Here is a 26,879-nt window from a genome sequence, read left to right on the forward strand (position 1 = left end):
CTCAGGCGACGGACGCGGTGGGCACGAAGTCGGACGTGTCGGTGGAGGCGTAATTGAAGGTCACCTCGCCCCAGGTATCGAGGGCGGCGCGCAGCGGCTGGCACCACTTGGCGGCCTCGACCAGGATTTCCGGGCCTTCGTTCTTGATGTCCCGGCCCTCGTTGCGGGCAAGGATCATGGTTTCCAGCGCGACGCGGTTGGCGATGGCGCCGGCCTGGATGCCGTCGGGATGGCCGATGGTGCCGCCGCCGAACTGGAGCACCACGTCTTCGCCGAACAGGTCGATGAGCTGGTGCATCTGGCCGGCATGGATGCCGCCCGAGGCGACTGGCATGACCTTGCGCAGGCCCGCCCAGTCCTGATCGAAGAAGATGCCGCGGGTGTAGTCGGTCTTGGTCACGTCCTCGCGGCAGACGTTGTAGTAGCCCTGCACGGTCATGGGGTCGCCTTCCAGCTTGCCCACCGCGGTGCCGGTGTGGAGATGGTCGACGCCGGCGAGGCGCAGCCACTTGGCGATGACGCGGAACGAGATGCCGTGGCCCTTCTGGCGCGTATAGGTGCCATGGCCCGCACGGTGCATGTGCAGCAGCATGTCGTTTTCGCGGCACCAGTTGGAGATGGACTGGATGGCGGTCCAGCCGACGATGAGGTCCACCATCACCACCACGGAGCCCAGCTCCTTGGCGAAGTCGGCGCGGCGGTACATCTCTTCCATGGTGCCGGCGGTGATGTTGAGGTAGTGCCCCTTCACCTCGCCGGTCTCGGCCTGCGCCTTGTTGACGGCTTCCATGCAGTAGAGGAAGCGGTCACGCCAGTGCATGAAGGGCTGAGAATTGATGTTCTCGTCGTCCTTCACGAAATCGAGGCCGCCCTTGAGGCCTTCGTAAACCACGCGGCCGTAGTTCTTGCCGGACAGGCCCAGCTTCGGCTTGGTGGTGGCGCCCAGAAGGGGGCGGCCGAACTTGTCGAGGCGCTCGCGCTCCACGACGATACCGGTGGGCGGGCCGCGGAAGGTCTTCACATAGGCGACGGGGAGGCGCATGTCCTCCAGGCGGCAGGCCTTCAGCGGCTTGAAGGAGAAGACGTTGCCGATGATCGAGGCGGTGAGGTTGGCGATGGAGCCTTCCTCGAACAGGTCGAGCTCATAGGCGACCCAGCAGAAATACTGCCCCGGCTGGCCCGGCACCGGCTCCACCTTGTAGGCCTTGGCGCGGTACATGTCGGCGGCGGTGAGGCGGTCGGTCCACACCACGGTCCAGGTGGCGGTGGAGCTTTCACCGGCGACGGCGGCGGCGGCCTCGACCGGGTCCACGCCGTCCTGGGGGGTGACGCGGAACAGCGCGAGGATGTCGGTGTCCTTGGGCTGGTAGTCGCCATCCCAATAGCCCATCTGGGCATATTTCAGCACGCCTGCGGCGTACCTCTTCTTGGCGTCCTTGATCTGCCCGATGGCGGCGTCGGCACCCATGATGGCGGCCCTCCTGTTTGTTGAGGTGACCTTGCCCCCGCGCCGATTTCAGGTAAATTTAAATGATATGAAGTAGGCATTCAGGAAATCTGAAGTGGCGCCCCACTGGACCCTTCGACAGCTCCGCCTCGTGGCCCTTGCCGCGGCCTCCGGCTCCTATGCCAAAGCCGCGCAGGACATGGGTTTGAGCCCGCCCGCCGTCACCGCTCAGATGAAGGCGCTGGAGGAGGACATCGGCGTCCCGGTGTTCGAGCGGGTGGACGGCCGTCTGCGACCGACCGCCGCTGGACAGGAGCTTCTTTCCGCCCAGGAGCGCATCGCGCGGGCCTTGTCGGAGGCGGAGCGGGCCATTGCGGCGTTGAAGAGCCCCGAGCGCGGTTCGGTGGTGGTGGGGGTGGTCTCCACGGCCAAATACTTCGCCCCCATGGCCCTCGCCGCCTTCCGCCGGCGCCGGCCGGAAATCGAGCTGCGGCTTATCATCGGCAACCGCGAAGACATCATCCGGGGCATTGTGAGCCTTGATTTCGACGTGGCCATCATGGGCCGTCCGCCGCCGTCGCTGGAGGCGGAGACGCGGCTGATCGGCGACCATCCGCACATCGTCGTGGCGCCCGTGGACCATCCCCTGTTCAAGCGGCGCAAGCGAATCACTCCGGCCGATCTCACCCGCGAATCGCTTCTGGTGCGCGAGCCAGGATCGGGCACGCGCATTCTCATGGAGCGGGTGTTCGAGGAGGCGGGGGCGCCCAACCCGCCCATCGCCATGGAGATCGGCTCCAACGAGACCATCAAGCAGTCGGTGATGGCCGGCCTCGGCCTCGCATTCATCTCCGCCCACACGGTGGCGGCGGAGGTGGCGGACGGCCGGCTGCGGGTGCTGGAGGTGGAGGGGCTGCCGGTGGTGCGCCAATGGCTGGCGGTGCGCGCCCGCGACAAGCGCCTGCTGCCGGCCGGTCAGGCGCTGATGGATTTCCTCGAGCGCGAAGGCGCGAGCTTCCTGCCGCAGATGCCGGGCGGGGAGGGCGGGCGCTGCTATCTGCCGGACCATGTCTCCGGCAGCACCCCTGCGAAGGCTGTAGCCCGCGATCCGGTTTGAGAGCGCCCCGAAACGAAAGACGCCGCGCTCCTTGCGGGGCGCGGCGTCCTGACGTCCGGGTGGTGACGGGAGGCTATCCCTTGGCCGCCGATTTCTTGCCGAAGCCGAGGGCGCCCTTGATGTTGTCCCACAGCTCGATCTTCACCCCGTTGCGCCGCATGATGACGGCCTGCTGGGTGACGGAGAGCGTGTTGTTCCAGGCCCAGTAGATCACCAGGCCGGCGGCGAAGTGCGCCAGCATGAAGGTGAAGATGATGGGCATCCAGTTGAAGATCATCTGCTGGGTCGGGTCCGGCGGGGCCGGGTTCAGCTTCATCTGCACCCACATGGTCACGCCCATGATGAGCGGCCAGGCGCCGAGCAGGAGATAGCTGCCGATGACCGGCACGGAGCCCGGATCCCAGGGAATGAGGCCGAACAGGTTGAACACCGTGGTCGGGTCGGGCGCCGAGAGGTCGCGGATCCAGCCGAAGAACGGCGCATGCCGCATCTCGATGGTGACGAACAGCACCTTGTAGAGGGCGAAGAACACCGGGATCTGGATCAGGATGGGCAGGCACCCCGCCACCGGATTGATCTTCTCCTTCTTGTACAGCTCCATCATCGCCTGCTGCTGCTTCACCTTGTCGTCGGCGTAGCGCTCGCGGATGGAGGTGAGTTCCGGCTGCACCGCCTTCATCTTCGCCATGGAGGCGTAGGACTTGTTGGCCAGCGGGAAGAAGATGCCCTTGAGCAGCACCGTCACCACCAGGATGGCGACGCCGAAATTGCCGACGACGCGATAGATCCAGTCGATGACGAGGAACAGCGGCTTGGTGATGAAATAGAACCAGCCCCAGTCGATCAGCCGGTCGAAGCGGTCGATCTTGTAGGACTCGGCGTAGCCGTCCACCACTTGAACCACCTTGGCGCCGGCGAAGAGCTGGCCGGAGGAGGCGATCTTGCTGCCCGGCTCCACCGTGAGGGGCTGGGCGAGATAGTCGGTCTGGAAGGTCTGAACGCCGTTGATCATGGCGGAGGAGAACTTGGCGTCCACCTTCACGCTCTGGTCGGGGATGACGGTGGCCGCCCAGTACTTGTCGGTGATGCCGAGCCAGCCGCCGGTGGCGGAGAAGGCGAGCGGCTTCTCCTTGTCCATCTTGGCGTAGGTGACTTCCTGCAGGCCGTTGTCGCCGAGGACGCCGATCAGGCCCTCATGCAGGATGTAGAAGCCGGCCACGTGCGGCACGCCGTGCCGCGAGACGAGGGCGTAGGGATAGAGGGTGGCCGATGCGGAACCCTTGTTCTCGACCTCGTCCTTCACCGCGAACATGTAGTGGTCGTCGATGGTGAAGGTGCGGCGGAAGGTCAGGCCCTGCCCGTTGTCCCAGGTGAGGACGAGGGGGGTCTTCTCGGTCAGGGTGGCGCCGGGCTGGGCGGTCCAGAGCGTGTCCGGGCCGGGCACGGCGACGCCGGCGCCGGCGGCCGAGGTCCAGCCGAATTCCGCATAGAAGGGATTAGGACCGCCGGACGGCGACAGGAGCACGATGTTCGGGCTCTTGGGGTCCACCGTCTCGTGATACTCGGTCAGGAGCAGGTCGTCCGCGCGGGCGCCGCGCAGCGAGATCGAGCCGCTGAGGCGCTGAGTTGCGATGGGCGCGCGGGGAGAGGCAGCGATGGCCTCGGCGCGGGTCAGCGCCCGGCCGGCGCCCGGCGCGCCCGTCTGGGGCAGGCCCGCGGGGGTCGTTCCCGGAGCGGCACCCGGTGCCGGCGTGGTGTCGGACTGGGCCTGCTGCTGCGCCTGCTGGACGATTCGCTGCTGCTCGGCGGCCTGCCGCTGCTTTTCCGCCTGCGGAATGCCGAAGAAGAACTGCCAGCCGATGAGGATCGCCATCGACAGGCCGATGGCGATGAACATGTTGCGGTTTTCACTCATGCCGGAGGGTCTCCGTCGGCGGCATCGTCAAATCGGGAGTGTTGAAGCCGGCATCGCCAGCGGAGCGTGCCGCGTCCTTAGACGCCGGCAGCGACTCTTTTAAGACCCGCGGCGCGCCCTGTCGGGACCGCGCCTTGTCTTTCGGGAGGGTATCCTTGGAAGCCCTGTCCTTGGGAGCCCTCTCTTTGGGGGCCTTGGGCGCGTGCAGCTTGCGCACGGCGCGCTCCATCTCGGACACGAGGCTGTCGAAGGGGGTGCGCAGCGAGGCCTCGCGGGCCACCAGCACATAATCGAAGCCGGGTCGCCCGGCTTCCGGCAGCACCTGCCGCACGGCCTCGCGGAGGCGGCGGCGGATGCGATTTCGCACGACGGAATTGCCGGTCTTCTTGGTCACGGTGAAGCCGACGCGCACACCTGCCCCATCGCCGCGATCGCGGCTCTGCATGAGGAAGGAGGCGACGCCGGCACGCTCGGCCTTGGCCGCAGCGAGGAAATCACGGCGTTTCTTGAGACGGTCCAGCCGGCGGAGACGATCCGGATTGAAGTCCGAGGGGCGTTCCACGTTGGACGGCTCCCGAAGTCGGGCAGCTCCGCGAGGGTCCACCCTCAGGCGGACAGGCGCTTGCGGCCGTGGGCGCGGCGGGCGGCAATGATCTTGCGGCCGTTGCGGGTCTCCATGCGCGCACGGAAGCCGTGGCGGCGCTTGCGCACGAGCTTGCTGGGTTGATAGGTGCGCTTCACGGTCAAATCTCCAGATGTCTTGAGGCCGTCTTGCGGATCGGACCCCAGCAGCGGCGCTGCGACGGCGATGGTTCGCTGCTGCCCGGCTTGCGGCCCGATCCCTAAGGATCATGCGGCAATGAAGGCTGGGCTCCGGCCGCCGCAGCCGCCTGAGTTCGGGCTCGGCTTATAGGGGCAGCGGCGGCGCGCGTCAATCCAAAGCATGGGGACAACACGCGCCGCCGGCGCTTCTCGTCAGGCGCGCAGCGTGGCGCCCGTCTTCTTCGCCACTTCCGCGACGATGCGGCCGGCGACCTCCTCGATCTCCTTGTCGGTGAGCGTGCGCTCCCGCGGCTGGAGCGTGACTTCCACGGCCACCGACTTCTTGTCGGGATCTATGCCCTTGCCCTCGTAGAGGTCGAACACGCCGACGCCGGTGACGAGCTTCTTGTCCGCCCCCTGTGCGGCCTTGAGGATATCAGCGGCGGCAACGTCCCGGTCCACGAGGAAGGCGAAGTCGCGCTTCACCGCCTGGAACGGCGAGAGGTCGAGATTCGGCTTCACCCGCGTCGCCTTGGCCTTGGGCTCCGGGATCTTGTCGAGCACGATCTCGAAGGCGACCAGCGGCCCGGTCACGTCCAGGGCCTCCAGCACGGCGGGATGGATCTCGCCGAAATGGGCCATGGCGTTGGAGCCGAGGCGCAGCGTGCCGGAGCGGCCGGGGTGGTACCAGCCGGGGGCATCGGTGGTGACCTGCAGATTCGCCACCGGCGCCCCGCAGGCGGCAAGCGCGGCGAGCGCATCCGCCTTGGCGTCGAAGGCATCCACCGCCGCCGCATTGCCCGCCCAGTGGCGTCCGCCGCCCGAGGGCCTGGCCGTGCCTCGGCGCACGCCGGAGGCGGCCTGGCGCTGGTCGCCGGGGCCGTCGCCGAGGAAGACCTGTCCCACCTCGAACAGGGCCACGTCGCCCGCCCCACGCGCCGCATTGGCGCCGGCTGACCGGATGAGGCCGGGCAGGAGGCTCGGGCGCATGTCCGAGAGGTCGGAGGCGATGGGATTCGACAAGGCGAGGGCATCCGCGCCGCCGCCGAACAGCCTCGCGGCCTCCTTGGACACGAAGGACCAGGTGACCGCTTCCACCATACCCCGCGCCGCCAAGGAGCGGCGGGCCTTGCGGCTGCGCAGCTGGAGGGTGGTCAGCACCGCCTTGCGGGCATCCGTCCCGCGGGGCAGCTCGGTGGAGGGCACGCGCTCGAGGCCGAGAATGCGCACCACCTCTTCCACGAGGTCAGCCTTGCCCTCGATGTCGCCGCGCCAGGAGGGCGGAACCACATCGAGCACCGGCGCCGCGCCGGAGACGGCGAAGCCGAGCTTCTCCAGCACGCCGCGAATCTCGTCCTCGGAGGCTTCCAGCCCGGTCAACCGCTTCACCTCGGTGAGGGGGAAGGCGATGGTGCGGGCGGTGTCGGGGATGGCGCCGGCCAGCACCATCTCGGACGGCTCGCCGCCGCACAGTTCAAGGATGAGGTGGGTGGCGAGGTCGAGGCCCGGCAGGGTGAATGCGGGGTCGATACCACGCTCGAAGCGGAAGCGGGCATCGGAATTGATGCCGAGCTTGCGGCCGGTCTGGGCGATGTTGATCGCATCCCACAGCGCCGATTCGACCACCACGTCCGTGGTGTTCTCATCGCAGCCCGAGTCTTCGCCGCCCATGATGCCGGCGAGGCTCTCCACGCCCCTGTCGTCGGCGATGACGCACATGCTCTCGTCGAGCGTGTAGGTCTTGCCGTCGAGCGCCAGCAGCGTCTCGCCGCCCTTGGCCCGGCGCACCACGAGGTTGCCCGTCACCTTCTTCAGGTCGAACACGTGGAGCGGGCGGTTGCGGTCGAACGTCATGAAATTGGTGACGTCCACCAGCGCGTTGATGGGGCGCAGGCCGATGGCGCGCAGGCGATCCTGCAGCCACTGGGGGGAGGGGCCGTTCTTCACGCCCTTCACCACCCGAAGGGCAAAGGCCGGGCAGAGCGGCGAGGTCTCGCCGAACTCCAGCGTCACCTTCAGCGGGGCGGGGAACGTGCCTTCGACGGGCTTCACCCGCGGCGCCATCAGCTCGCCGAGATCGGCGGCGGCGAGGTCGCGGGCAACGCCGGAGACGCCGAGGCAGTCGGCGCGGTTGGGCGTCACGGCGATCTCGATCACCGGGTCGTTCAGCCCCAGCACCTCCGCGAAGGGCGCGCCCACGGGGGCATCTTCCGGCAGCTCCAGGATGCCGTCATGCTCCTCCGAAAGCCCCATCTCGCGGGCCGAGCAGAGCATGCCGCGGCTTTCCACGTCGCGGATCTTGCCGATCTTCAGTTCCAGCCCCGACGTGGGGATGACCGTGCCCGGCGCGGCGAAGACGGTCTTCAGCCCCGCCCGCGCGTTCGGCGCGCCGCACACCACCTGGATGGGGTCACCCTTGCCAATGGACACGGTGCAGACGCGCAGCTTGTCGGCGTTCGGGTGCTTCTCGGCGGTGAGCACCTCGCCCACCACGAAGGGCGCGAGCTGCTTGGCCTTGTCCTCCACGCCCTCGACCTCAAGGCCGATGAGGGAGAGGCGCTCCACGATCTGGTCGAAGCTGGCGGTGGGCTCGAGGTGATCCTTGAGCCAGGAGTAGGTGAATTTCATGGGTCCTGCTCCTTACGCGCTCAGGCCGCCGGCCAGCGTCGGGAAGTCCAGCGGGCGGAAGCCGTAGTGGGAGAGCCAGCGCACGTCGGCCTCGAAGAAGGCGCGCAGGTCGCTCATGCCGTACTTGAGCATGGCGATGCGATCGATGCCCATGCCCCAGGCGAAGCCCTGGTACTCGTCCGGGTCGATGCCGCAGTTGCGCAGCACGTTGGGATGCACCATCCCGCAGCCGAGGATTTCCAGCCAGTCCGAGCCCTCGCCGAAGCGGATCTCGCCGGGGCGGGAGCGGTCGCACTGGATGTCCACTTCCATGCTGGGCTCGGTGAAGGGGAAGAAGGAGGGGCGGAAGCGCATCTTCACGCCCTCCACCTCGAAGAAGGACTTGCAGAACTCCTCCAGCACCCACTTGAGGTGGCCGAGGTGCGCGCCCTTGTCGATCACCAGCCCCTCCACCTGATGGAACATGGGCGTGTGGGTCTGGTCCGAATCGCAGCGATAGGTGCGGCCGGGGCAGATGACGCGGATGGGCGGCCTCGATGCCTGCATGGTGCGCACCTGCACGGGCGAGGTGTGGGTGCGCAGCACCTTGCGCTCGCCGTCCACGCCGGGGGGCAGGAAGAAGGTGTCGTGCATCTCGCGGGCCGGATGGCCGGCGGGGAAGTTCAGCGCGGTGAAGTTGTGGAAATCGTCCTCGATGTCCGGGCCTTCCGCCACCGAGAAGCCCATGTCGGCGAAGATGGCGACCAGTTCCTCGGTCACCTGCGCAATGGGGTGGACGCGGCCGGTCTCGGCGGCCGCCTCGCGCACGGGCAGGGTCACGTCCACCCGCTCGGTGGCGAGGCGCGCCTCCAGGGCGGCGCTCTTCAGTGCCGCGCGGCGATGGGAGAGGAGGCCCTGCACCGCGTCGCGCAGGCCGTTGATGGCGGGACCCATCACCTTGCGCTCGTCCGGGCTCATGCCGCCCAGCGACTTCAGCAGTTCGGAAACCGATCCCTTCTTGCCGAGGGCGGCGATGCGCACCTCCTCAAGGCCGGCCTCGTCCTGGGCGCGCAGGATGGCGGCGGAGAGGCTCTCCTGAAGGTCTTCGAGGGCGCTCGGATCGGTGGCGGATGGTGTCGCGGACATGGGTCTATCCCGGAAAACGAAAAGGCCGGCGGAGGGGCCGGCGTCGGGTCGCGCCGCTTATAGACGGGCCGCGCCCAATGGCAAAAGCCCCGGACGGATGATCCGCACGGGGCTCTTGAAGGTCTCGGAAAAGACGGGAGGAGAAAGCGCTGCGCTGTCGCCGATCCGGCGAGGGCAGCGTTTCAGGCGAGTACCGCCTCTCAGACGAGAGCGGCCTTGGCCTTCTCCACCAGGGCCTTGAACGCGTCGGGCTCGTGGATGGCGATATCCGAGAGCACCTTGCGATCGACCTCGATCCCGGCCTTGCCGAGACCATCGATAAATCGCGAATAGGTCAGGTCGAGATCGAGCGCGCGCACACCGGCGTTGATGCGCTGGATCCAGAGCGCGCGGAAGTTGCGCTTCTTCACCTTGCGATCGCGGTAGGCATACTGCATCGACCGTTCGACGGCCGACTTCGCAGCGCGGATGGTATTCTTGCGGCGGCCGTAAAAGCCCTTTGCGGCTTTGTAGACCTTCTTGTGCTTGGCGTGTGAGGTAACGCCACGTTTCACGCGGGCCATGGAAAAGCTCCTTCAGATCGCAGTGGCGTCAGCCGTTCGGCAGGAACGACTTGCGGATGACCTTGCCGTCGCACTCGGCGAGGATGGTCGTGCCGCGCTGGTTGCGGATCTGGTTGTTGGTCCGCTTGATCATGCCATGGCGCTTGCCGGCCTGACCCGCGATCACTTTTCCCGTACCCGTCAGACGGAAGCGTTTCTTCGCTCCCGACTTGGTCTTCATCTTGGGCATTTGGCTCTCCGTGGCATGGGTCCTCGCCCGCGAGGGCGGTGGACGCTCAGCCTCTTGTTGCTGTTGAGCGGTATGAACCCGCGCGGCAGCCCTTAATCGCCGGCGAGTTCGAAGGCGGCAGTCGTTACAGGAGCGGGAGCATAAAGGCAAGGGCCGGGCCGCCGAAGCGGGGGGAGGGGAGCCCTGAAAGGCCGGCCGCGCATGAAAAAGGCCGCCGCGCTGGGCGGCGACCTTCTCTATCACATGCCGACCGCCTCAGGGGCAGGGGTGCTGAAGCCCGTCATAGCCGGTGTAGGTGCCGGTCGCCGGATTGTAGGAGCGGAATCGCTGGGCGCAGTAGGACACCGCGTCATTTCCGCCGGAATTCGCCGCTGCCGCTCCGGCCGCCGCACCGATGGCGAGGCCAGCGATGCCGGCCGCGATCCACGCGCCGTTGTTGTTGCGATAGTACCAGCCGCCGTTGCGCCAATAGGGCCGTCCCCAGCGGGCGTGATAGCCGGGCCGGGGGCCATGCCAGCCGGGCCGACCGTAACCGGGCCGACCATAGCCAGGCCCCCGAACCGGGCCGCGCACGGCGTGTCCCGGACCGCGCCCGGGGCCACGCACAACCGAGCCCCGGTGGGGTCCGCCGCGTCGCGCCTGCACTTCGTCCGGTGCGGCGGCCTGAACGTTCATCGATGCGGCACCGGCCCGCAACGCCTGGGCGGAAGCGGCCGGTGCCGTCGCCACGGCGGCCACACCGACGCTGGAAGCGACGAGGGCCGCGGAGGTGAGGCCGACGGTGATCCGCCGGAAGGTCTTGCGTAACAGATGGGGCATACCGAACTCCTTGTGATGTCAGGTCAACGCCCCAGAGGACGGAGGGATGCCTTCCGTCACGCATGCGTGATCGTCGGCGGCAGATGTGCGTGGAAATGCACCAGTTCGCCGCTTTCCAGCCGCAAGTTCCGCTACGTCCGCGAAACATTCGACACAAAGGCCGCTGAAGATAGAAAGTGTTGAGGGAGTGAAGATCATGTTCGGCACAAGAAGGGTGGCATTGTTTGCCGCGGCGGCTGTCGCGGGAGGCATGCTTTCGCTTTCGGTTCCCGTCGCGAATGCACAAGCGCTGCGCCTTGGCCTTGCCAATCCCGCGATGGCCAATGTGGGCACCGTGGAGCAGGTGGCTTGGCGCGGCGGCGGTGGCCCGCGCGTGGGCGCCGTGCGCATGGGCGGGCCCCGCGTCGGCTATGGTGGTCGGGGTTATGTCGGCCGCCCCGGCTTCGTGGGCCGCCCGGGTTACGTCGGTCGTCCCGGCTATGTCGGCCGTCCCGGCTACGTGGGGCGCCCGGGTTATGTGGGCCGTCCCGGCTATGTCGGTCGTCCCGCTTACGCCGGCGGTTGGGGACCGGGCCGGCCCGGCTGGGGTCCCGGCCGTCCCGGTTGGGGTCCCGGTGGTCCGGGCTGGGGTCATCCGGGCTGGCGCCCGCCGCCGGGCGCGTGGGGTCCGGGGCCGTGGCGTCCGGGCTGGGGCTGGTATCGTCCCGGCTGGGGCTGGGGCTACTACAACAATACCGGCGCGTGGATCGCACTCGGCGTCGCCAGCGGCCTGGCGCTGGGCGCGGTGGCGGCGGCCAATGCGGAGCCGGTCTACACCAACGATGCGGTGGCCTACTGCATGTCGCGGTTCCGCTCGTACAACCCGGCGACCGGTACCTACACCGGCTACGACGGGTACCAGCACCCCTGTCCGTGAGGGACGCGCGGCCGCACTGTCGGCCGCGATCCCGACGGCCCAAGGGTCGCAAACCCGGTGCCTAAACGAGAAAAGCCCGGCGCACTGCGCCGGGCTTTTTCTTTAATGCCCCCGATCCCGCATCAACGCGGGGCGAGAATCATAATCATCTGCCGGCCTTCCAGCATGGGCTCGGCCTCGACCTTGGCGACGGTCGAAACTTCTTCCTTGAGCTTCTGCAGCAGCTTGTAGCCGATGTCCTGGTGCGCCATCTCGCGACCGCGGAAGCGCAGGGTGACCTTCACCTTGTCGCCTTCCTCGAAGAAGCGCTGCATCGCCCGCATCTTCACGTCGTAGTCGTGATCGTCGATGCCGGGACGGAGCTTGATCTCCTTGACCTCGACCACCTTCTGCTTCTTGCGCGCCTCGCTGGCCTTCTTCTGGTTCTGGTACTTGAAGCGGCCGTAATCGAGGATCTTGCAGACGGGGGGCGCGGAATTGGGGGAGATCTCCACGAGATCAAGCCCGGCTTCCTGCGCCAATGTCAGCGCATCGCGGATTGCTACCACGCCGCGGTTCTGACCGTCCTGGTCGATCAGCTGGACTTCGCGGATGCGGATTTCCTCATTGACGCGCGGTCCATCCTTCTCCGGCGCGACGGGTCTCATAGGGCGGCGAATGGCTTCAGCTCCTTGGCAATCAACACGATCCCCCGAGGTAGACAGGCCGCGGCGCCGGTCCTTGCCGTCGTCTGCGCAACCCGCCTCTCAGGGTAGGCTGGAAAGATCGTGACAAACCGCCGTAAAGTCAATGACCCATGCGGATTCGCGCGGCATTGCCGAGGCGGCTGCCGGCGGGTTCCGCCCGCGGGCGGTCCGGCGGGGCTGCCAGCCGGTCCGGCGATGGGCCACAGTTCAGCCGCCTTCCCTGTGCATGCCTCTGGGACACGGGTCCGCCGGCCCCCCGGACGTCTCCTTCCGGATTCTGCAATGACGACGCCCCCGATGACCGCTCCTTTGCTCCGTTTCCGGCACCGCGCCGGTGCCGCCATGGCCGGCCTGCTCCTTGCCGCTGGCCTTGCCGGTCCCGCCCGTGCGGACGGACAGTTCAATGCCAAATATGTGCTCTCCGTGGGCGGGGTCGAGCTTGGCCGCGGGTCCATCAAGGTCGAGGCCGGGGACCAGACCTACGAGATTTCCGGCTCCGCCCGCGTCACGGGCGTGCTGCGTGCCGTGTCGTCGGGCAAGGGCGTTGCCGCCTCGCGCGGCACCATCTCCGGCGGCAAGCTGGTGCCGAAGGTCTACGCGCTCAACGCCGAGGCCGACGGCAAGGCGGAGACCGCGCGTCTCGCAATGGCCTCGGGGGCGGTGAAGGAGATGGAGGTGGAGCCGCCGTTCAAGCCGGCCGCCGACCGCGTCCCCATCGAACAGGCGGTGCTGCAGAACATTCTCGACCCCATGAGCGGCGCCTTCGTCTATGTGCCCGGCACCGGCGACATGGTGTCCGCCGCGGCCTGCGCCCGCTCGGTCCCCGTGTTCGATGGTCGCCAGCGCTACGATCTCGTCTTGACCTATCAGCGCACCGAGACGGTGAAGGTGGCGGGATACGCCGGCTCTGCCGTGGTGTGTTCCGTGCGCTACCAGCCGGTCGCCGGCCACCGGCCCACCCGCTACACGGTCAAGTACATGGCAGAAAACAAGGATATCTACGTCTGGCTGGTGCCCATCGCCGGCACGCGCCTGATGGCGCCGTTCAGGGTGTCCGTCGCGACCATGATCGGCACCGCCCTGCTGGAAGCCACCTCGCTGGAGACCGAGGCGAAGGCCGGCACGGTGCCGGTGAACGCGCCGCGCTGAGCGGTTGCCCGAATCCGCTACCGCTGAGGCCGAGGCCCAACATCTCGTAGGGGGAGAAGCGGGAACACGGCCGGCGCTGCGATTCGATCGTGATTCGTTCGATGGCTGTTCCGAGGCGGCCCACGCGCCTGTCCCGGACCGGAACATCGCCGCCGCACTGCATCTTTCCCGAACGTGAGCCTTGCCGCTACCGCGTCGCGTTGACACTGACGGCGGCACAGGTGTTCCCTGATCGGGCGTGAGCGGTTCACGCCCGAGGACATCATGTCGAAACGCAGCAAGGGTGCGCAGAAGGCTCAGGCAACGGCCCCGCGGGGTGTGACATCGCTGACGGAAGCCAAGGCCTGGATGGCCAGCCGGGGCATCACCGAGATCGAATGCACCGTTCCCGATCTGGCCGGCGTCGCCCGCGGCAAGATCATGCCTGCCTCCAAGTTCTTCTCCTCGCCCGTGATGAACCTGCCGCTATCGGTCTTCTTCCAGACCATTTCCGGCGAGTATCCCGATTACGAAGGGCTGGTCGATTCGGTGATCGCCGACAGCGACCTCGTGCTGGAGCCGGACCTCGCCACCTTGTGCTCGGTGCCGTGGGCGCAGGACCCCACCGCCCAGGTGATCCATGATGCCTACCACCGCGACGGGCGCCCGGTGGAACTCGCCCCCCGGCAGGTGCTGCGGCACGTCATCTCGCTCTACGAGAAGAAGGGCTGGAAGCCGGTGGTGGCGCCGGAGATCGAGTTCTATCTCGTCGAGCCCAACACCGATCCCGATTACCCCCTGAAGCCGCCGGTGGGCCGCTCGGGCCGGCCGGAGATCGGCCGCCAGTCCTATTCCATCCAGGCGGTCAACGAGTTCGATGCCCTGTTCGAGGACATCTATGATTATTCCGAGGCCCAAGGGCTGGAGATCGACACGCTGATCCACGAGGACGGCGCGGCGCAGATGGAAATCAACCTGCGCCATGGCGATCCGCTGGTGCTGGCGGATCAGGTGTTCCTGTTCAAGCGCACCATCCGCGAGGCGGCGCTCGCGCACAAGATCTATGCGACCTTCATGGCCAAGCCCATCGCCAACGAGCCGGGCAGCGCCATGCACATCCACCAGTCGATCCTCAACACCGCCACCGGGGGCAATTTGTTCTCGGACGAGGACGGCGACCCGACGCCGGAATTCTTCTCCTTCATCGCCGGCCACCAGAAGTACCTGCCGGCGGTCATGTGCATCATGGCGCCCTATGTGAACTCCTATCGCCGGCTGACACGCGACTCCATGGCGCCCATCAACCTGCAATGGGGCTACGACAACCGCACCGCCGGGCTGCGCGTGCCGCCGTCCACCCCCGAGGCACGGCGGCTGGAGAACCGTGTGCCGTCGTCGGATGCCAATCCCTACCTCGCCATCGCCGCCTCCCTCGCCTGCGGCTATCTCGGCCTGACCGAGAACCTGCGCGCCACGGACCCGATCGAGGGCGACGCGAAGAATCTCGATTTCGACCTGCCCCGCGGACTGCTCGAGGCGGTTGCGGCGTTCCAGGACAACGAGGCCCTGGCCGAGGTGCTGGGGGCGCGGTTCGTCTCGGCTTTCGCGGCGGTGAAGCAGGCCGAGTTCGAAACCTTCATGAGGGTGATCTCGCCCTGGGAGCGGGAGTACCTTCTGCTCAACGTGTGAGGCCGTCCCGGTGCACCAAGAGAACAAGAAGAAGGAAAGCGCCATGCACCGGGTCGCCGCACCACTCAATCCGGCCGGCCACGCCCGGTCCTGGTATACCGCGACGGCCACCGCATTCCCAGCCTTCTCGCCCCTGAAGGGCGCGGTGCGGGCCGACGTGTGCATCATCGGTGCGGGCTATACGGGCCTGTCCGCCGCGCTGCATCTGGCTGAGGCGGGGTTCAAGGTGGTGGTGCTGGAGGCCGCGCGGGTGGGCTCCGGCGCCTCGGGGCGCAACGGCGGGCAGCTCCACAGCGGCCAGCGCCGCGGGCAGGACTTCCTGGAAAAGGCCGTGGGGCTTGAGGACGCCCGCAAGCTGTGGGACCTCGCTGAGGAGGGCAAGGCGCTGGTGCGCAGCCTCATCGCCCGGCACGACATCCCCTGCGACTTGCGCGACGGCCTGATCCTCGCCGACCACAAGGCACGCTACGTCCCGGACAGCTACGACTATGCCCGCTCGCTCGCGGCGGACTACGGCTACGACGCCCTCGTGCCGCTCTCGCGCGACGAAATCCGGGCGCTGGTCGGCACCTCGGCCTATTATGGCGGCCTGCTGGACAAGGGCGCGGGCCACCTGCACCCGCTCAACTTCGCCCTCGGCCTCGGCTCCGCCGCCATCGCGGCCGGGGTCGAGATTCACGAGGGGACGCGGGTGGTCAAGGTGAGGGACGAGGCCGGCGTGACCGTCTCCACCGACGGCGGCGGCAGCGTGGTCGCCGACTTCCTGCTGGAATGCGGCAACGGACTGATGGACGGACTCGACCGGCGGGTGGATGCCCATGTCATGCCCATCTGCAACTATATCGCCGCCACAGAGCCCCTCGGAGAGTTGGCGCAGGAGATCATCGCCAACGACGCGGCCGTGGCGGACAGCCGGTTCGTCATCAACTATTTCCGTCTGTCGGCGGACGGCCGGCTGCTGTTCGGCGGCGGCGAGAGCTATCGCCGCGGGCTGCGGCCGGACGTGGCGGACTTCGTGCGGCCCTTCATGCTGCGCATCTTCCCGCAGCTCGGCGAAGCGCGCATCGACTATGCCTGGGGCGGCGTGCTGGCCATCACCATGACGCGCCTGCCCTTCGTGCGGCGGGTTTCCCCGAACGTCCTCGTCTCGGCCGGCTACAGCGGCCAGGGCGTGGCACTGGCGCCGCTGTTCGGCAAGATTCTCGCCGAGGCGGTGCAGGGCCAGCTCTCGCGTTTCGATCTGCTCGGCCGCCTGCCGGTGCCGCCCTTTCCCGGCGGCACCCTGCTGCGCACCCCGCTGATGATGGCGGGTCTCAGTTACTACGCCCTGCGCGACCGGCTCTGAGCCCGCCCGACCTCAGTTCAGGCCACCCAGCCGCTTGGCCTCGGCGAGCGCCTTGAGGCAGCCGGCCTCGTCGCCAGCCGCCTGCAGGTTGATGGCCTGGTTGAGCGCGCCGAGGGCGCCGGAGTCCGGCTGGGTCAGGCCCGCCGCGGCGAGCGAGCCCGGCGTGGCCTGGCGGTCGGTCTGCGCCGCGATGGACTGGTCCTGCTCCGGCGGCTTCTTGGGGTGGGGCAGGCGCTCCTTGAGCGCTGCCTGAACCGTAACAATCTGCTCCAGGCAGGCCTGCGCGCGCGCCGGGGCGGCAGACGCGATCAGCACCAGCGCCGGCACCAGCGCGACGGCGAAACGGGATGCGGAAAAATGAGCCATTCTCGACCTCGGCCACAGGATGCGGGGCGGCGGACTGCCGGCGACGCCCCTTTGAGTCGCGGGCCGATCCGCCCGCGCCGCGAGCATAACCATGCCCGCGGCGCGTTGGAATGCGGTGGCGCGACCGGATGGCGCGGCGCGCGCCCCGTCTTGCATGGGGCCTTCCCGGCTCAGTGCCCTGCGCCGGCCGTGCGGCGGCGGCGGACCAGCATGTTCAGGCCTTCGATGGCCGTGGAGAAGCCCATGGCGGCGTAGACGTAGCCCTTGGGGACGTGGGCGCCGAAGCCTTCCGCGATCAGCGTCATGCCGATCATGATGAGGAAGCCCAGCGCCAGCATCACCACGGTGGGGTTCGCCTCGATGAAGCGGGCCAGCGGGTCCGCGGCGAGCAGCATGCAGGTCACGGCGGCGATCACGGCGATGACCATGATCGGGATGTGCTCGGTCATGCCCACGGCGGTGACGATGCTGTCGATGGAGAACACGATGTCGAGCATCAGGATCTGCACGATGGCGGCGGTGAAGCCGATGGTGATCTTGCTGTCCTTGACGTCCTCCGCATGGGTCTGCGGGTCCACGTTGTGATGGATCTCGGTGGTGGCCTTCCACACCAGGAACAGGCCGCCGGCGATGAGGATGAGGTCGCGCCACGAGAAGCCATGGCCGAACACCTCGAAGATGGGTGCCGTCAGCCGCACGATGATGGCGATGGTGCCGAGCAGAGCGAGGCGCATGATGAGCGCGAGGCTGATGCCGATGCGCCGCGCCTTGCTGCGGTATTGCTCCGGCAGCTTGTTGGTGAGGATGGAGATGAAGATCAGGTTGTCGATGCCGAGCACGACTTCCATGGCCACCAGCGTCACCAGGGCGACCCACGCGGCGGGATCGGCTGCGAGTTGGAGGAGGTAGTCCATCTAGGGGGTGCCTTCAGCGAGGGGTTGCGAGGAATTCTGGAGGCCGCCGGTCTGGGGCCAGGTCTGGGGCGGGGTCTGCGGCGGCGCGTGGACACGGATGGCGGCCGGGCGGATGCTGAAATGCGCCGGGGTGAAGGTGACAAGTTCGCCGTCGGTATTCACAGGGCGCGGACGGCTGGTGCGCACCACCACCTTTTTGGTCCGGAAGGCGCGCACATCGTCCCACTGGCCCTGCGTGCCGTCGCGGAGCGAGGGCAGGAGGGCCAGAAGGCGCCACCAGTGGTCCACCTCCAGGCTGTAGAAATCGAGCTGGCCGTCATCGGCCGTGGCGCTCGCCTCCACCGTCAGGCCGCCGCCGTAGTGGCGGCCGTTTCCCACCGATACCTGAAGGGTGCGCACGGCTTCGGCCGTCCCGTCGTGCTCGATGTAGGCGGTGAACAGGCGCGATTGCATGAGGAGGCGGGCGGCGACGATGCCGTAGCCCACCACGCCGAAATAGCGCTTGGCCTCTCGCGTGAGTGCGCGGGCAAGATCGGCGGAAAAGCCGATGCTTGCCACGTTCAGGAAGGGATGGCCGTTCACGTCGCCCAGGTCGATGAAGCGGGGCGCGTGGTCGAGGATGACCCGCGCCGCCGCCAGCGGATCAGTGGGAATGGAGAGGGTGAGGGCGAAGTCGTTCGCCGTGCCGAGCGGCAGCACTCCCAGGGGAAGCTGGGTGTCGTAGAGGCCGGACGCTGCCGCATTGAGCGTGCCATCGCCACCGCCGAGGATGACGAGATCAACCTCGGGCGCGCGGGCGCGCAGCACATCCGAGACTTCGCCTGACGGCGGCAGCGGGGCTTCGAGAAGATCGATGCCGGTCTCAAGGACGGCGCGCACGGCATCAAGCGGCAGAGCGCCGTTGCGGGCGTGCGGATTGACCATGAACAGCGCACGCCGTCGGCTCTTCGGGCCTTGTGCGGTCATGCTCAAACGGGTCTCGGCGATGCGGAGGGAACCATGGGGCCTCTGGACGGAGCGCGGATATCACGCCTGATCCGACATCACGCAGGAGACCTGCGCCAGAGGGGCCCGGACCGGTGAGCGAGGAAATAGGGGCTTTAGCCCGTTCACCAAAGGGGATGTGGCGGAATGTCGCGGTGCGGCGGCTTCGGCTCGGGCGGAATGGCGGCCGGCGGGACATTCGGGAGGACGGGCCGATGGAAACAGAGGGAGGAGAGCGGGGGCGTTGCTCTCCTCCCTCTCGCATCAGTCAGGACCAGGGTTGCGGCACCGGGTCATGACCGAACCGATCGGCGGGAAAGGAAGGGAGGAGAGCGGGGGCGTTGCTCTCCTCCCTCGGTTCGTTCAGCGCGTGGGTTGCGGTTCCAAGCGATGACCGAACGGTTTGGTTCGATGAATATTGACATAGCGCACCGCTTTCAGTCATGCAAGAACGAACTGAACGGTTCGGTCAGAAAAGTTGTGTCCCGCCCCTCCCCTGGGGAAGGCGGGGCATTCGCGGAGGGCAGCGTGTGTCATCGTTGCCATGGCCGCGGCTGAAGGTGCCGGGAAGGCGTCAACGTGCTTGCGCAGAGCCCGCGCGATCGCGGAGAACGAAGACAAGAGGAAGAGATCGGCGGAATGACGGACAGCGAAGGCGATATCGCACTCAAGCCGCAACAGGCGGCCGGCCGGGAGGATTGCGGCCCGTGTGATGCGCATGAAGCCGGCTCCGGCGCGGGCCAGGACCCCGAGAAGCGCAGCCAGATCCTCTCCGGCGCGCGGCAGGTGTTCTTCGATCGCGGTTTCGATGCCGCCAGCATGGGCGACATCGCCCGCGCGGCCGGCGTCTCCAAGGGCACGCTCTACGTCTATTTCGAGAACAAGGAAGACCTGTTCGCCGAGCTCGTCTCCAGCGAATGCGGCGAGACCGCCGAGCGCATGTTCGTGGTGAATCCCGACGAAGCGGACATCGAGGCGGCGCTCACCGAGATCGGCCGCTCCTTTGTCACCGCCATCCTGCGGCCCAGCAGCATCGCCCTTCTGCGGACCGTCATCTCCATCTCCGGAAAGTTTCCGGACGTCGGTCGGCGCTTCTTCGAAGCGGGGCCGTGCGAGGGGATTACCCGTCTCTCGGTGTTCCTGAAGGCCAAGGTGGAGCAGGGGCTGCTGGATATCGAGGATGTGAACCAGGCGGCGAGCCAGTTTCTCACCCTCTGCAAGGATGGCGTGACCATTCCCGTCCTCGTCGGCGCACCGGATGCGCCCGATCCGGCGGTGGTAGAGAAGTCTGTGCGCGGCGCCGTCCGTGTATTCCTGCGTGCTTACGGCAGCGACCGCCGCACGGCGCCCTGACGGTCAAGCGCCGGGCAGCATCAGCCGGCCCTCGGCATCGAACGGAAAGAAGGGATTGTGGGCGACCTCCCACAGATGCCCGTCGGGGTCGGCGAAATAGCCGCTCGTTCCGCCCCAGAACACCTTCTCCGCCGGCTTCACCACGCGCCCGCCCGCCGCCTCCGCCCGCGCGATCAGGGCCTCGGCCTCCTCCGGCGATCCCACATTGCAGGCGAGCGTGAGGCCGGCGAAGGGCTGCGGCGGGGTATCCGCCAGCGTCGCATCCTCGGCGAGGCGCCCGCGCGGAAAAAGGCTCAGTACCACATTGCCCGCATGGAAGAAGGCGACATTGCCGGCTTCTCCTTCTCCGGCCTTGCTCTCCACGAGGCCGAGGGCGCGATAGAATGCGGCGGCGCGCGACAGGTCGGAAACGCCGAGCGTGACGAGGTGGAGTCTGAGATCGGGTGCGGTCATGCTGGGCTCTTCAAGCGAACAGGTCGAGCTGCTCGCCCGCCTGCTTGGGGTGGCGGAAGTGTGCGGTGGTCAGCTTCAGTCCCCGCCCCGCGAGGCCGAGGCGGCGGGCGGCGATCTCGAACCTGCGGCCCACCGTCCAGGCATAGGGGCCTTCCCCCCGCCCTCGCTTGCCGAAGGTGGAGTCGTAATCCTTGCCGCCGTGCATCTGGCGGATGAGGTTCAGCACGTGGCGGGCCTTGTCCGGGAAATTGGCCACCAGCCATTCCCGGAACAGGTCGGCGATCTCCAGCGGCAGGCGCAGCATCACATAGCCGGCCTCGGATGCCCCGGCGGCCTTTGCAGCGTCGAGGATGCGCTCGATCTCCATGTCGTTCAGCGCCGGGATCAGCGGCGCGGTCAGGACCGCGGTGGGAATGCCGGCGTCGGCGAGCCGGCGGATGGTGCCGAGGCGCACATGGGGACTGGCGGCGCGCGGCTCCATGGTGCGGGACAGGTGCGGGTCGAGCGTGGTCATGGAGATGGCGACCTTGGCGAGGCCCTTTTCCGCCATCGGTCCGAGGATGTCGATGTCGCGCACCACCAGCGCCGATTTGGTGACGATGCCCACCGGATGGCCGAAGTCCGCCAGCACCTCCAGGATGCGCCGCGTCAGCTCATAGCGCCGCTCGATGGGCTGGTAGGGGTCGGTATTGGTCCCCATGGCGATGACGCGCGGCTTATAGGACGGGTGCGACAGCTCCCGCGCGAGCAGTTCCGGCGCGTCCGGCTTCACGAACAGCTTGGTCTCGAAATCGAGCCCTGCGGAGAGGCCCTGATAGGCGTGGGTCGGCCGCGCGAAGCAATAGATGCAGCCGTGCTCGCAGCCCCGGTAGGCGTTGATGGAGCGGTCGAAGGCGATATCGGGCGACTGGTTGCGCGTGATGATGGTGCGGGCCCGCTCCTCCGTGACCTCCGTGCGGAAGGGCGGCAGGTCTTCCAGCGTCTGCCAGCCGTCGTCGAACAGCACGCGGGCGGCGGGCTCGAAGCGCCCGGCGGCGTTGGAGACCGCGCCCCGGCCGCGCCGCCGTTCCGCCTCCACGCCGGTCCCGACCTCGCCGTCCAGCGCCGGCGGCAGGGCAGGGGGCGGCGCTCGGCGTTCCTCGGCGAGCCGGCCCATGATCCGATCGCTCCGGGTCTTCACCGGCGGCGAGGCGATGCGGGCGTCGCTGGACGCAGCCTTGGGCTGTGCTGCCTTGGGCTGTGCCGCCTTGGCGGGAGCTGCCTTGGCGGGAACAGCCTTGGCAGGAACGGCCTTGGGCGATGCCGTCCTGGTGGCCTTCAGGGCGGGAGCGATCGGCGCGGCAATTGGTCCCCCCGGAACGGGCGGGGCGGCTGCGCGCGGGCCGTGGGAATCGGATGCGGGGCTCATGCTTAAAAAGCTAGCACCGAAAACGGAACATAACAAGAACATGTGCGGCGGCGCGAGGGGCTCGCGGGCCACGCCGTTCAATCTGGCATACTGTACACCAGAAGGCAGTTGCCAGACATTCCCATCTCCGGTAAAGGCGTCAGAAGACGCTTAGGAGCAGGGGGATAAGATGGCTGAACACGCCACGATCGAATACGCCACGGCAGACGGTAACGATTATCCCGAGCACGAGCGCACCTACGCCATGTTCACCGCCCTCGCCAAGTGGGGCACCATCGGCGTTGCTGCCATCCTCGTCCTGATGTGGATTTTCCTCCTCTGACCCGCTGAGCGGCCGGAGCACCGGAGACATCAAGAAATGAAAATCGCTGTTCCCGCCGAGATCGATCTCGGCGAGCCGAGGGTTGGCGCGACCCCGGATACGGTGAAGCGTCTCGTCGCACTGGGCGCATCCGTGACCGTGGAGAGCGGCGCGGGCGTGAAGTCCGGCATTCTCGATTCCGACTTCGTGGCGGCAGGGGCCGCCATCGCCCCGTCGGCGGCGGATGCGCTGAACGGCGCCGAAGTCGTACTGAAGGTTCGCCGGCCGACGGAAGCCGAACTTTCGTCGTACAAGCCCGGCGCCCTGGTCCTCGCCATCATGGATCCCTATGGCAATGACGCGGCGCTCGCCGCCATGGCCAATGCCGGGATCGCCTCCTTCGCCATGGAGCTGATGCCGCGCATCACCCGTGCGCAGGTGATGGACGTGCTCTCCTCGCAGGCGAACCTCGCCGGCTATCGCGCGGTGATCGATGCGGCCGCCGAGTTCACCCGCGCCCTGCCGCAGATGATGACCGCCGCCGGCACCGTTCCGGCCGCGCGCGTCTTCGTCATGGGCGCCGGCGTCGCGGGCCTCCAGGCCATCGCGACGGCCCGCCGCCTCGGCGCCATCGTGACCGCCACCGACGTGCGGCCCGCCGCCAAGGAACAGGTCGCCTCGCTGGGCGCCAAGTTCGTCGCGGTGGAGGACGAGGAGTTCAAGCAGGCCGAGACCGCGGCCGGATACGCCAAGCCCATGTCGGCGGAGTATCAGGCCAAGCAGGCTGCCCTCGTCGCCGAGCACATCAAGAAGCAGGACATCGTCATCACCACCGCCCTGATCCCGGGCCGGCCTGCGCCGCGCCTCGTGACGGCGGAGATGGTGGCCTCCATGAAGCCGGGTTCCGTGCTGGTCGACCTCGCGGTCGAGCGCGGCGGCAACGTCGCCGGTGCGGTGGCGGGGCAGGTGGTCGAGGTGAACGGCGTGAAGATCGTCGGTCATCTCAACGTGCCGGGCCGCATCGCCGCCTCGGCCTCGCCGCTCTACGCCAAGAACCTGTTCAACTTCTTCGAGACGATGGTGGACAAGGCGTCGAAGGCGCTGGCCGTCAAGTGGGACGACGAGCTGGTGAAGGCCACGCTCCTCACCCGTGACGGCGCCGTCGTGCATCCGAACTTCGCACCCAAGAATCCCGCAGCGACCAGCGAGGGAGCGGCCTGATGAATCCCGCCACAGCCCAGACCGCGGCGGATGCCGCAATGCAGGCCCGCACCGCCGCCGAGATCGCGCGGCAGGCGGCGGAAGCCGCGCAGCTCTATGCCGACCAGGCGGCCTCTGCCCTCGGCGCGGCGGCCCATGCGGCGACCGGAGGGGCCATCGACCCCTTCGTGTTCCGCCTCTCCATCTTCGTGCTCGCGGTGTTCGTGGGCTACTACGTGGTGTGGTCGGTGACCCCGGCGCTGCACACCCCGCTCATGAGCGTCACCAACGCCATCTCGTCGGTGATCGTCGTGGGCGCGCTGCTCGCTGTCGGCGTGACCACGGTGGGCGATTCCAGCCACGCCTGGGGCGCGCGCATCTTCGGCTTCGTGGCGCTCGTCTTTGCCTCGGTGAACATATTCGGCGGGTTCATGGTGACCAGCCGAATGCTCGCCATGTACTCCAAGAAGAAGTGAGGCGAGGCACATGACCGCGAACCTCGCCGCCCTGCTCTACCTCGTCGCAGGCATTCTCTTCGTGCTGGCCCTGCGCGGCCTCTCCCATCCGACCACCTCGCGGCAGGGCAACCTGTTCGGCATGGTGGGCATGGGCATCGCCATCCTCACCACGCTCGCGCTCTCCCCGCCGTCCGACGGGATCGGCTGGGTGCTGGTGCTCGCCGGCATCGGCATCGGCGGTGGCGTCGGTGCCGTGGTGGCCAAGCGCATCGCCATGACGGCGATGCCGCAGCTGGTCGCCGCCTTCCACTCGCTCGTCGGCCTCGCCGCCGTGCTGGTGGCCGCGGCCGCGCTCTATGCGCCGCGCGCCTTCGGCATCGGCGATCCCGGCCACCTGCACGGGGCGAGCCTCGTGGAGATGTCGCTGGGCGTGGCCATCGGCGCGATCACCTTCACCGGCTCGATCATCGCCTTCGCCAAGCTCAACGGCAACATGAGCGGCAAGCCGATCATGTTGCCGGCGCGCCACCTCATCAATGGCGGCCTGGCCCTGCTGCTGCTGATCCTCATCGTCGCGTTCGTGCTGACCGGCTCGATCACGCTGTTCTGGATCATCACGCTGCTGTCGCTGATCCTCGGCGGCCTGCTCATCATCCCCATCGGCGGCGCGGACATGCCCGTCGTGGTGTCGATGCTGAACTCCTACTCGGGCTGGGCGGCGGCCGGTATCGGCTTCACCCTGGGCAACACCGCGCTCATCATCACCGGCGCGCTGGTGGGCTCCTCGGGCGCCATCCTGTCCTACATCATGTGCAAGGGCATGAACCGGTCCTTCATCTCGGTCATCCTCGGCGGCTTCGGCGGTGACGCCGCTGCGGCCGGTGCTGCCGGCCAGGCCGAAGCCCGCCCGGTGAAGCAAGGTTCGGCCGATGACGCCGCCTACATCATGAAGAACGCCGAGAAGGTCATCATCGTGCCCGGCTACGGCATGGCGGTGGCGCAGGCCCAGCACGCGCTCCGCGAGATGGCGGACCTGCTCAAGGAGGAGGGCGTCGAGGTCAAGTACGCCATCCACCCGGTGGCGGGCCGCATGCCGGGCCACATGAACGTGCTGCTCGCCGAGGCCCAGGTGCCCTACGACGAGGTGTTCGAGCTCGAGGACATCAACTCCGAGTTCGCCCAGGCGGACGTGGCCTTCGTGATCGGCGCCAACGACGTGACCAACCCGGCGGCCAAGACCGATCCGCAGTCGCCGATCTACGGCATGCCCATCCTCGACGTGGAGAAGGCCAAGACCGTTCTCTTCATCAAGCGCGGCATGTCGGCAGGCTACGCGGGCGTGGAGAACGAGCTGTTCTTCAAGGACAACACCATGATGCTCTTCGGCGACGCCAAGAAGGTCACCGAGGATGTGGTGAAGGCCTTCGGCCACTGAAGACACGTCCATTCTGAACGAGATCGAAGCCGCCGGATCGCAAGGTCCGGCGGCTTCTTCGTTACAGAGCCGGGCGGCCGCCCGATCGGAAGGCGCCTAACAGGTTCATGCCGCCACAATTTGCGCCATTTCCTTGACTGCCCACCACTTCTTAACCAGAAGCACATACCGTGGAGTCTGGGATTCGGACGGCGGCTGCGGGGATCGGGGGACGATGACACGCTGGACCCATGGACTGGTCAATCGGCTCGTCCTGTCGTGCGACGTCGTCATGGCGGCGCTCGGGGCGATCATTGCGCACCTGCGCTGGGAATTCCTGTCCTGGAGCCAGCTCGCCATCCTCTGGGCGTTCGGCATCTTCGTCTATGTGCAGGTGCTTCAGATCGGCCGCGGCTACCGGGTCGAGCACTATGTGCGCCCGCTGCGGCAGATCGGCCATATCGGCGTCGGCGTGGTGCCCGCGGGCGCGGTCATCGCCGTCTGCTATTACGCGCTGATCCCCATCGGCCAGACGAACCTGTGGGCGCTGCTCGGCTGGGGCGTCGTCACCACGCTCATGCTCATCTTCGGCCGCCTGGTTCTCGTGCGCATCGGCATGGCGCTGGTGCAGACCCACGAGGTGCTCCGTCGCAACGTCGTGCTCATCGGCGATCTCGGCCGCGCCCGCGATCTGGTGCGGCGCTATGGGGAGGAAGAGGGCAACACCGGCCTCCTCAGCTTCGTCGCCCTGTTCGATGACAGCCACGTGGAGGGCGCGCCCCTCCCGCCGCCCGGTCCCGATGGCCTGCCGGTGCTCGGCGGCATGAAGGACCTTCTGGAATATGTGAAGCACAATCCGGTGGACATCGTGGTCGTCGCCAAGAGCTGGAACGACCCGGCCGCCATCAGCGCCATCGCCAACCAGATGTACCAGATCGCCGCCGACGTCATCGTCGAGCTCGATCCGGACCGCTTCACGCTCAATTACGCCAACCTCACCCGCATTGCCGGCGAGCCGGCCCTCCAGGTGCAGCAGCAGCCGCTGAAAGGCTCGCTCGGGCTCCTGAAGGGGGTGGAGGACTATGTGGTGGCCTCCATCGGCCTCATGCTCACGGCACCGATCCTCATCGGCGCGGCCATCGCCATCAAGCTGGATTCCCCGGGGCCCATCCTGTTCCGCCAGCCCCGCGTCGGTCTGAACAACCGCGTGTTCCAGTGCTACAAGCTGCGCACCATGCGGGTCGACCCCACCGATGACGGCTCCAAGGGCACCAGCAAGAACGACCCGCGCATCACCAAGGTCGGCAATTTCCTGCGCTCCACCTCCATCGACGAGCTGCCGCAGCTCATCAACGTGCTGCGCGGCGAGATGAGCGTCGTCGGCCCGCGCCCCCATGTGCCGAACATGAAGGTGGCCACCAACGTCCGCTACGAGGCCATCAGCCAGTATGTGGCGCGCTATCGCATGAAGCCGGGCATCACCGGCTGGGCGCAGATCAACGGCATGCGCGGGGGCATCAACACCCTGGAGAAGGCCGAGCGCGGCGTCGAGCTCGACCTCTTCTACATCGAGCACTGGTCCATATGGTTCGACATCAGAATCATGCTGCTCACCGTCACCAAGGGCATGGCTGGCCCCTCGGTGTTCTGAGCGCTGCG

26 protein-coding genes are annotated in these 26,879 nt (G+C 67.7%); 11 read left to right on the top strand and 15 right to left on the bottom strand.

The genetic code is table 11. The features are described from left to right. Position 1: 1 nt before the first annotated feature. On the bottom strand, positions 2-1,468 hold the full coding sequence (locus ACE3QW_RS21305) for a form I ribulose bisphosphate carboxylase large subunit (protein WP_029555337.1): 1,467 nt from the start codon (positions 1,466-1,468) through the stop codon (positions 2-4). 94 nt (positions 1,469-1,562) lie between these two features. Between ACE3QW_RS21305 and ACE3QW_RS21310 the strand changes: the two genes are divergently transcribed. Continuing rightward, positions 1,563-2,564, top strand: coding sequence for a LysR family transcriptional regulator (locus tag ACE3QW_RS21310; RefSeq protein ID WP_250167134.1), 1,002 nt, complete (start codon positions 1,563-1,565; stop codon positions 2,562-2,564). A 73-nt stretch (positions 2,565-2,637) separates the two neighbouring features. On the opposite strand, the gene yidC is transcribed toward ACE3QW_RS21310, so the two are convergent. The 8 genes from yidC to ACE3QW_RS21350 all read right to left on the bottom strand — a co-directional run bounded on the left by yidC (position 2,638) and on the right by ACE3QW_RS21350 (position 10,605). After that, positions 2,638-4,479 carry a membrane protein insertase YidC gene (gene yidC, locus ACE3QW_RS21315; protein WP_024280419.1) on the bottom strand — a complete coding sequence of 614 codons (1,842 nt, stop codon included), beginning with the start codon at positions 4,477-4,479 and terminating at the stop codon, positions 2,638-2,640. Then, entirely contained in the window at positions 4,472-5,041 is a 570-nt protein-coding gene (gene rnpA, locus ACE3QW_RS21320; protein WP_374253849.1) for a ribonuclease P protein component, read from the bottom strand. Before rnpA ends, yidC begins: the two co-directional genes overlap by 8 nt. 44 nt (positions 5,042-5,085) lie before the next feature. Beyond that, positions 5,086-5,220 (bottom strand): 50S ribosomal protein L34, encoded by a 135-nt coding sequence (rpmH, locus tag ACE3QW_RS21325; protein WP_024280417.1) that lies wholly within the window; start codon positions 5,218-5,220, stop codon positions 5,086-5,088. Between the two features lie 234 nt (positions 5,221-5,454). After that, the gene (pheT, locus tag ACE3QW_RS21330; protein ID WP_374253851.1) at positions 5,455-7,869 is read right to left on the bottom strand and encodes a phenylalanine--tRNA ligase subunit beta; all 2,415 of its coding nucleotides are present in this window, start codon (positions 7,867-7,869) and stop codon (positions 5,455-5,457) included. A 12-nt stretch (positions 7,870-7,881) separates the two neighbouring features. Beyond that, the gene (gene pheS, locus ACE3QW_RS21335) at positions 7,882-8,994 is read right to left on the bottom strand and encodes a phenylalanine--tRNA ligase subunit alpha (protein WP_374253853.1); all 1,113 of its coding nucleotides are present in this window, start codon (positions 8,992-8,994) and stop codon (positions 7,882-7,884) included. A gap of 200 nt (positions 8,995-9,194) precedes the next feature. After that, positions 9,195-9,557 (bottom strand): 50S ribosomal protein L20, encoded by a 363-nt coding sequence (rplT, locus tag ACE3QW_RS21340; RefSeq protein WP_024280414.1) that lies wholly within the window; start codon positions 9,555-9,557, stop codon positions 9,195-9,197. Between the two features lie 28 nt (positions 9,558-9,585). Beyond that, positions 9,586-9,786 carry a 50S ribosomal protein L35 gene (rpmI, locus tag ACE3QW_RS21345; RefSeq protein ID WP_024280413.1) on the bottom strand — a complete coding sequence of 67 codons (201 nt, stop codon included), beginning with the start codon at positions 9,784-9,786 and terminating at the stop codon, positions 9,586-9,588. Between the two features lie 255 nt (positions 9,787-10,041). Next, positions 10,042-10,605, bottom strand: coding sequence for a BA14K family protein (locus ACE3QW_RS21350; RefSeq protein ID WP_374253855.1), 564 nt, complete (start codon positions 10,603-10,605; stop codon positions 10,042-10,044). A 196-nt stretch (positions 10,606-10,801) separates the two neighbouring features. On the opposite strand from ACE3QW_RS21350, the gene ACE3QW_RS21355 reads away from it, so the two are divergent. Beyond that, entirely contained in the window at positions 10,802-11,521 is a 720-nt protein-coding gene (locus tag ACE3QW_RS21355) for a BA14K family protein (RefSeq protein WP_280938454.1), read from the top strand. 122 nt (positions 11,522-11,643) lie between these two features. Here ACE3QW_RS21355 and infC read toward each other — a convergent pair whose 3' ends face one another. After that, positions 11,644-12,168 carry a translation initiation factor IF-3 gene (gene infC / locus ACE3QW_RS21360; RefSeq protein ID WP_024280411.1) on the bottom strand — a complete coding sequence of 175 codons (525 nt, stop codon included), beginning with the start codon at positions 12,166-12,168 and terminating at the stop codon, positions 11,644-11,646. Between the two features lie 321 nt (positions 12,169-12,489). Here infC and ACE3QW_RS21365 point away from each other — a divergent pair, with 321 nt between their 5' ends. The 3 genes from ACE3QW_RS21365 to ACE3QW_RS21375 all read left to right on the top strand — a co-directional run bounded on the left by ACE3QW_RS21365 (position 12,490) and on the right by ACE3QW_RS21375 (position 16,369). Next, positions 12,490-13,356 (top strand): DUF3108 domain-containing protein, encoded by an 867-nt coding sequence (locus ACE3QW_RS21365; protein WP_374253858.1) that lies wholly within the window; start codon positions 12,490-12,492, stop codon positions 13,354-13,356. A 264-nt stretch (positions 13,357-13,620) separates the two neighbouring features. Beyond that, the gene (locus tag ACE3QW_RS21370) at positions 13,621-15,024 is read left to right on the top strand and encodes a glutamine synthetase family protein (protein ID WP_029555330.1); all 1,404 of its coding nucleotides are present in this window, start codon (positions 13,621-13,623) and stop codon (positions 15,022-15,024) included. A gap of 43 nt (positions 15,025-15,067) precedes the next feature. Continuing rightward, a complete protein-coding gene (locus tag ACE3QW_RS21375; RefSeq protein WP_374253860.1) occupies positions 15,068-16,369 on the top strand; it encodes an NAD(P)/FAD-dependent oxidoreductase in 1,302 nt (433 codons plus the stop codon). Between the two features lie 12 nt (positions 16,370-16,381). Here the strand turns inward: ACE3QW_RS21375 and ACE3QW_RS21380 are convergent, their stop codons facing one another. The 3 genes from ACE3QW_RS21380 to ACE3QW_RS21390 form a co-directional block, all read right to left on the bottom strand. Further along, a complete protein-coding gene (locus ACE3QW_RS21380; protein WP_024280407.1) occupies positions 16,382-16,735 on the bottom strand; it encodes a hypothetical protein in 354 nt (117 codons plus the stop codon). Positions 16,736-16,905: 170 nt separating this feature from the next. Next, entirely contained in the window at positions 16,906-17,649 is a 744-nt protein-coding gene (locus ACE3QW_RS21385; protein WP_250167143.1) for a TerC family protein, read from the bottom strand. After that, positions 17,650-18,615 carry a lipid kinase gene (locus tag ACE3QW_RS21390; protein ID WP_374253863.1) on the bottom strand — a complete coding sequence of 322 codons (966 nt, stop codon included), beginning with the start codon at positions 18,613-18,615 and terminating at the stop codon, positions 17,650-17,652. A gap of 657 nt (positions 18,616-19,272) precedes the next feature. Between ACE3QW_RS21390 and ACE3QW_RS21395 the strand changes: the two genes are divergently transcribed. After that, positions 19,273-19,986: a TetR/AcrR family transcriptional regulator gene (locus ACE3QW_RS21395; RefSeq protein WP_024280405.1), complete on the top strand. Its 714-nt coding sequence runs from the start codon at positions 19,273-19,275 to the stop codon at positions 19,984-19,986. A gap of 3 nt (positions 19,987-19,989) precedes the next feature. Here the strand turns inward: ACE3QW_RS21395 and ACE3QW_RS21400 are convergent, their stop codons facing one another. Together ACE3QW_RS21400 and ACE3QW_RS21405 are read right to left on the bottom strand one after the other, a co-directional pair. After that, complete coding sequence (locus ACE3QW_RS21400; protein ID WP_374253865.1) at positions 19,990-20,439, bottom strand: VOC family protein; 450 nt, start codon at positions 20,437-20,439, stop codon at positions 19,990-19,992. A gap of 10 nt (positions 20,440-20,449) precedes the next feature. Continuing rightward, a complete protein-coding gene (locus tag ACE3QW_RS21405; RefSeq protein ID WP_029555324.1) occupies positions 20,450-21,595 on the bottom strand; it encodes a PA0069 family radical SAM protein in 1,146 nt (381 codons plus the stop codon). A gap of 421 nt (positions 21,596-22,016) precedes the next feature. Here ACE3QW_RS21405 and ACE3QW_RS21410 point away from each other — a divergent pair, with 421 nt between their 5' ends. The 5 genes from ACE3QW_RS21410 to ACE3QW_RS21430 all read left to right on the top strand — a co-directional run bounded on the left by ACE3QW_RS21410 (position 22,017) and on the right by ACE3QW_RS21430 (position 26,871). Continuing rightward, positions 22,017-22,169: an aa3-type cytochrome c oxidase subunit IV gene (locus ACE3QW_RS21410; protein ID WP_024280402.1), complete on the top strand. Its 153-nt coding sequence runs from the start codon at positions 22,017-22,019 to the stop codon at positions 22,167-22,169. A gap of 36 nt (positions 22,170-22,205) precedes the next feature. Continuing rightward, positions 22,206-23,369 carry a Re/Si-specific NAD(P)(+) transhydrogenase subunit alpha gene (locus ACE3QW_RS21415; protein WP_374253867.1) on the top strand — a complete coding sequence of 388 codons (1,164 nt, stop codon included), beginning with the start codon at positions 22,206-22,208 and terminating at the stop codon, positions 23,367-23,369. Further along, a complete protein-coding gene (locus ACE3QW_RS21420) occupies positions 23,369-23,824 on the top strand; it encodes a proton-translocating transhydrogenase family protein (protein WP_024280400.1) in 456 nt (151 codons plus the stop codon). Before ACE3QW_RS21415 ends, ACE3QW_RS21420 begins: the two co-directional genes overlap by 1 nt. Before the next feature lie 10 nt (positions 23,825-23,834). After that, positions 23,835-25,241, top strand: coding sequence for an NAD(P)(+) transhydrogenase (Re/Si-specific) subunit beta (locus ACE3QW_RS21425; RefSeq protein ID WP_029555322.1), 1,407 nt, complete (start codon positions 23,835-23,837; stop codon positions 25,239-25,241). Between the two features lie 214 nt (positions 25,242-25,455). Then, entirely contained in the window at positions 25,456-26,871 is a 1,416-nt protein-coding gene (locus ACE3QW_RS21430; RefSeq protein ID WP_038192497.1) for an exopolysaccharide biosynthesis polyprenyl glycosylphosphotransferase, read from the top strand. The last annotated feature ends 8 nt before the right edge of the window (positions 26,872-26,879 follow it).

The organism is Xanthobacter sp., from assembly GCF_041911315.1.
Classification (GTDB): Bacteria; Pseudomonadota; Alphaproteobacteria; order Rhizobiales; family Xanthobacteraceae; genus Xanthobacter; species Xanthobacter aminoxidans.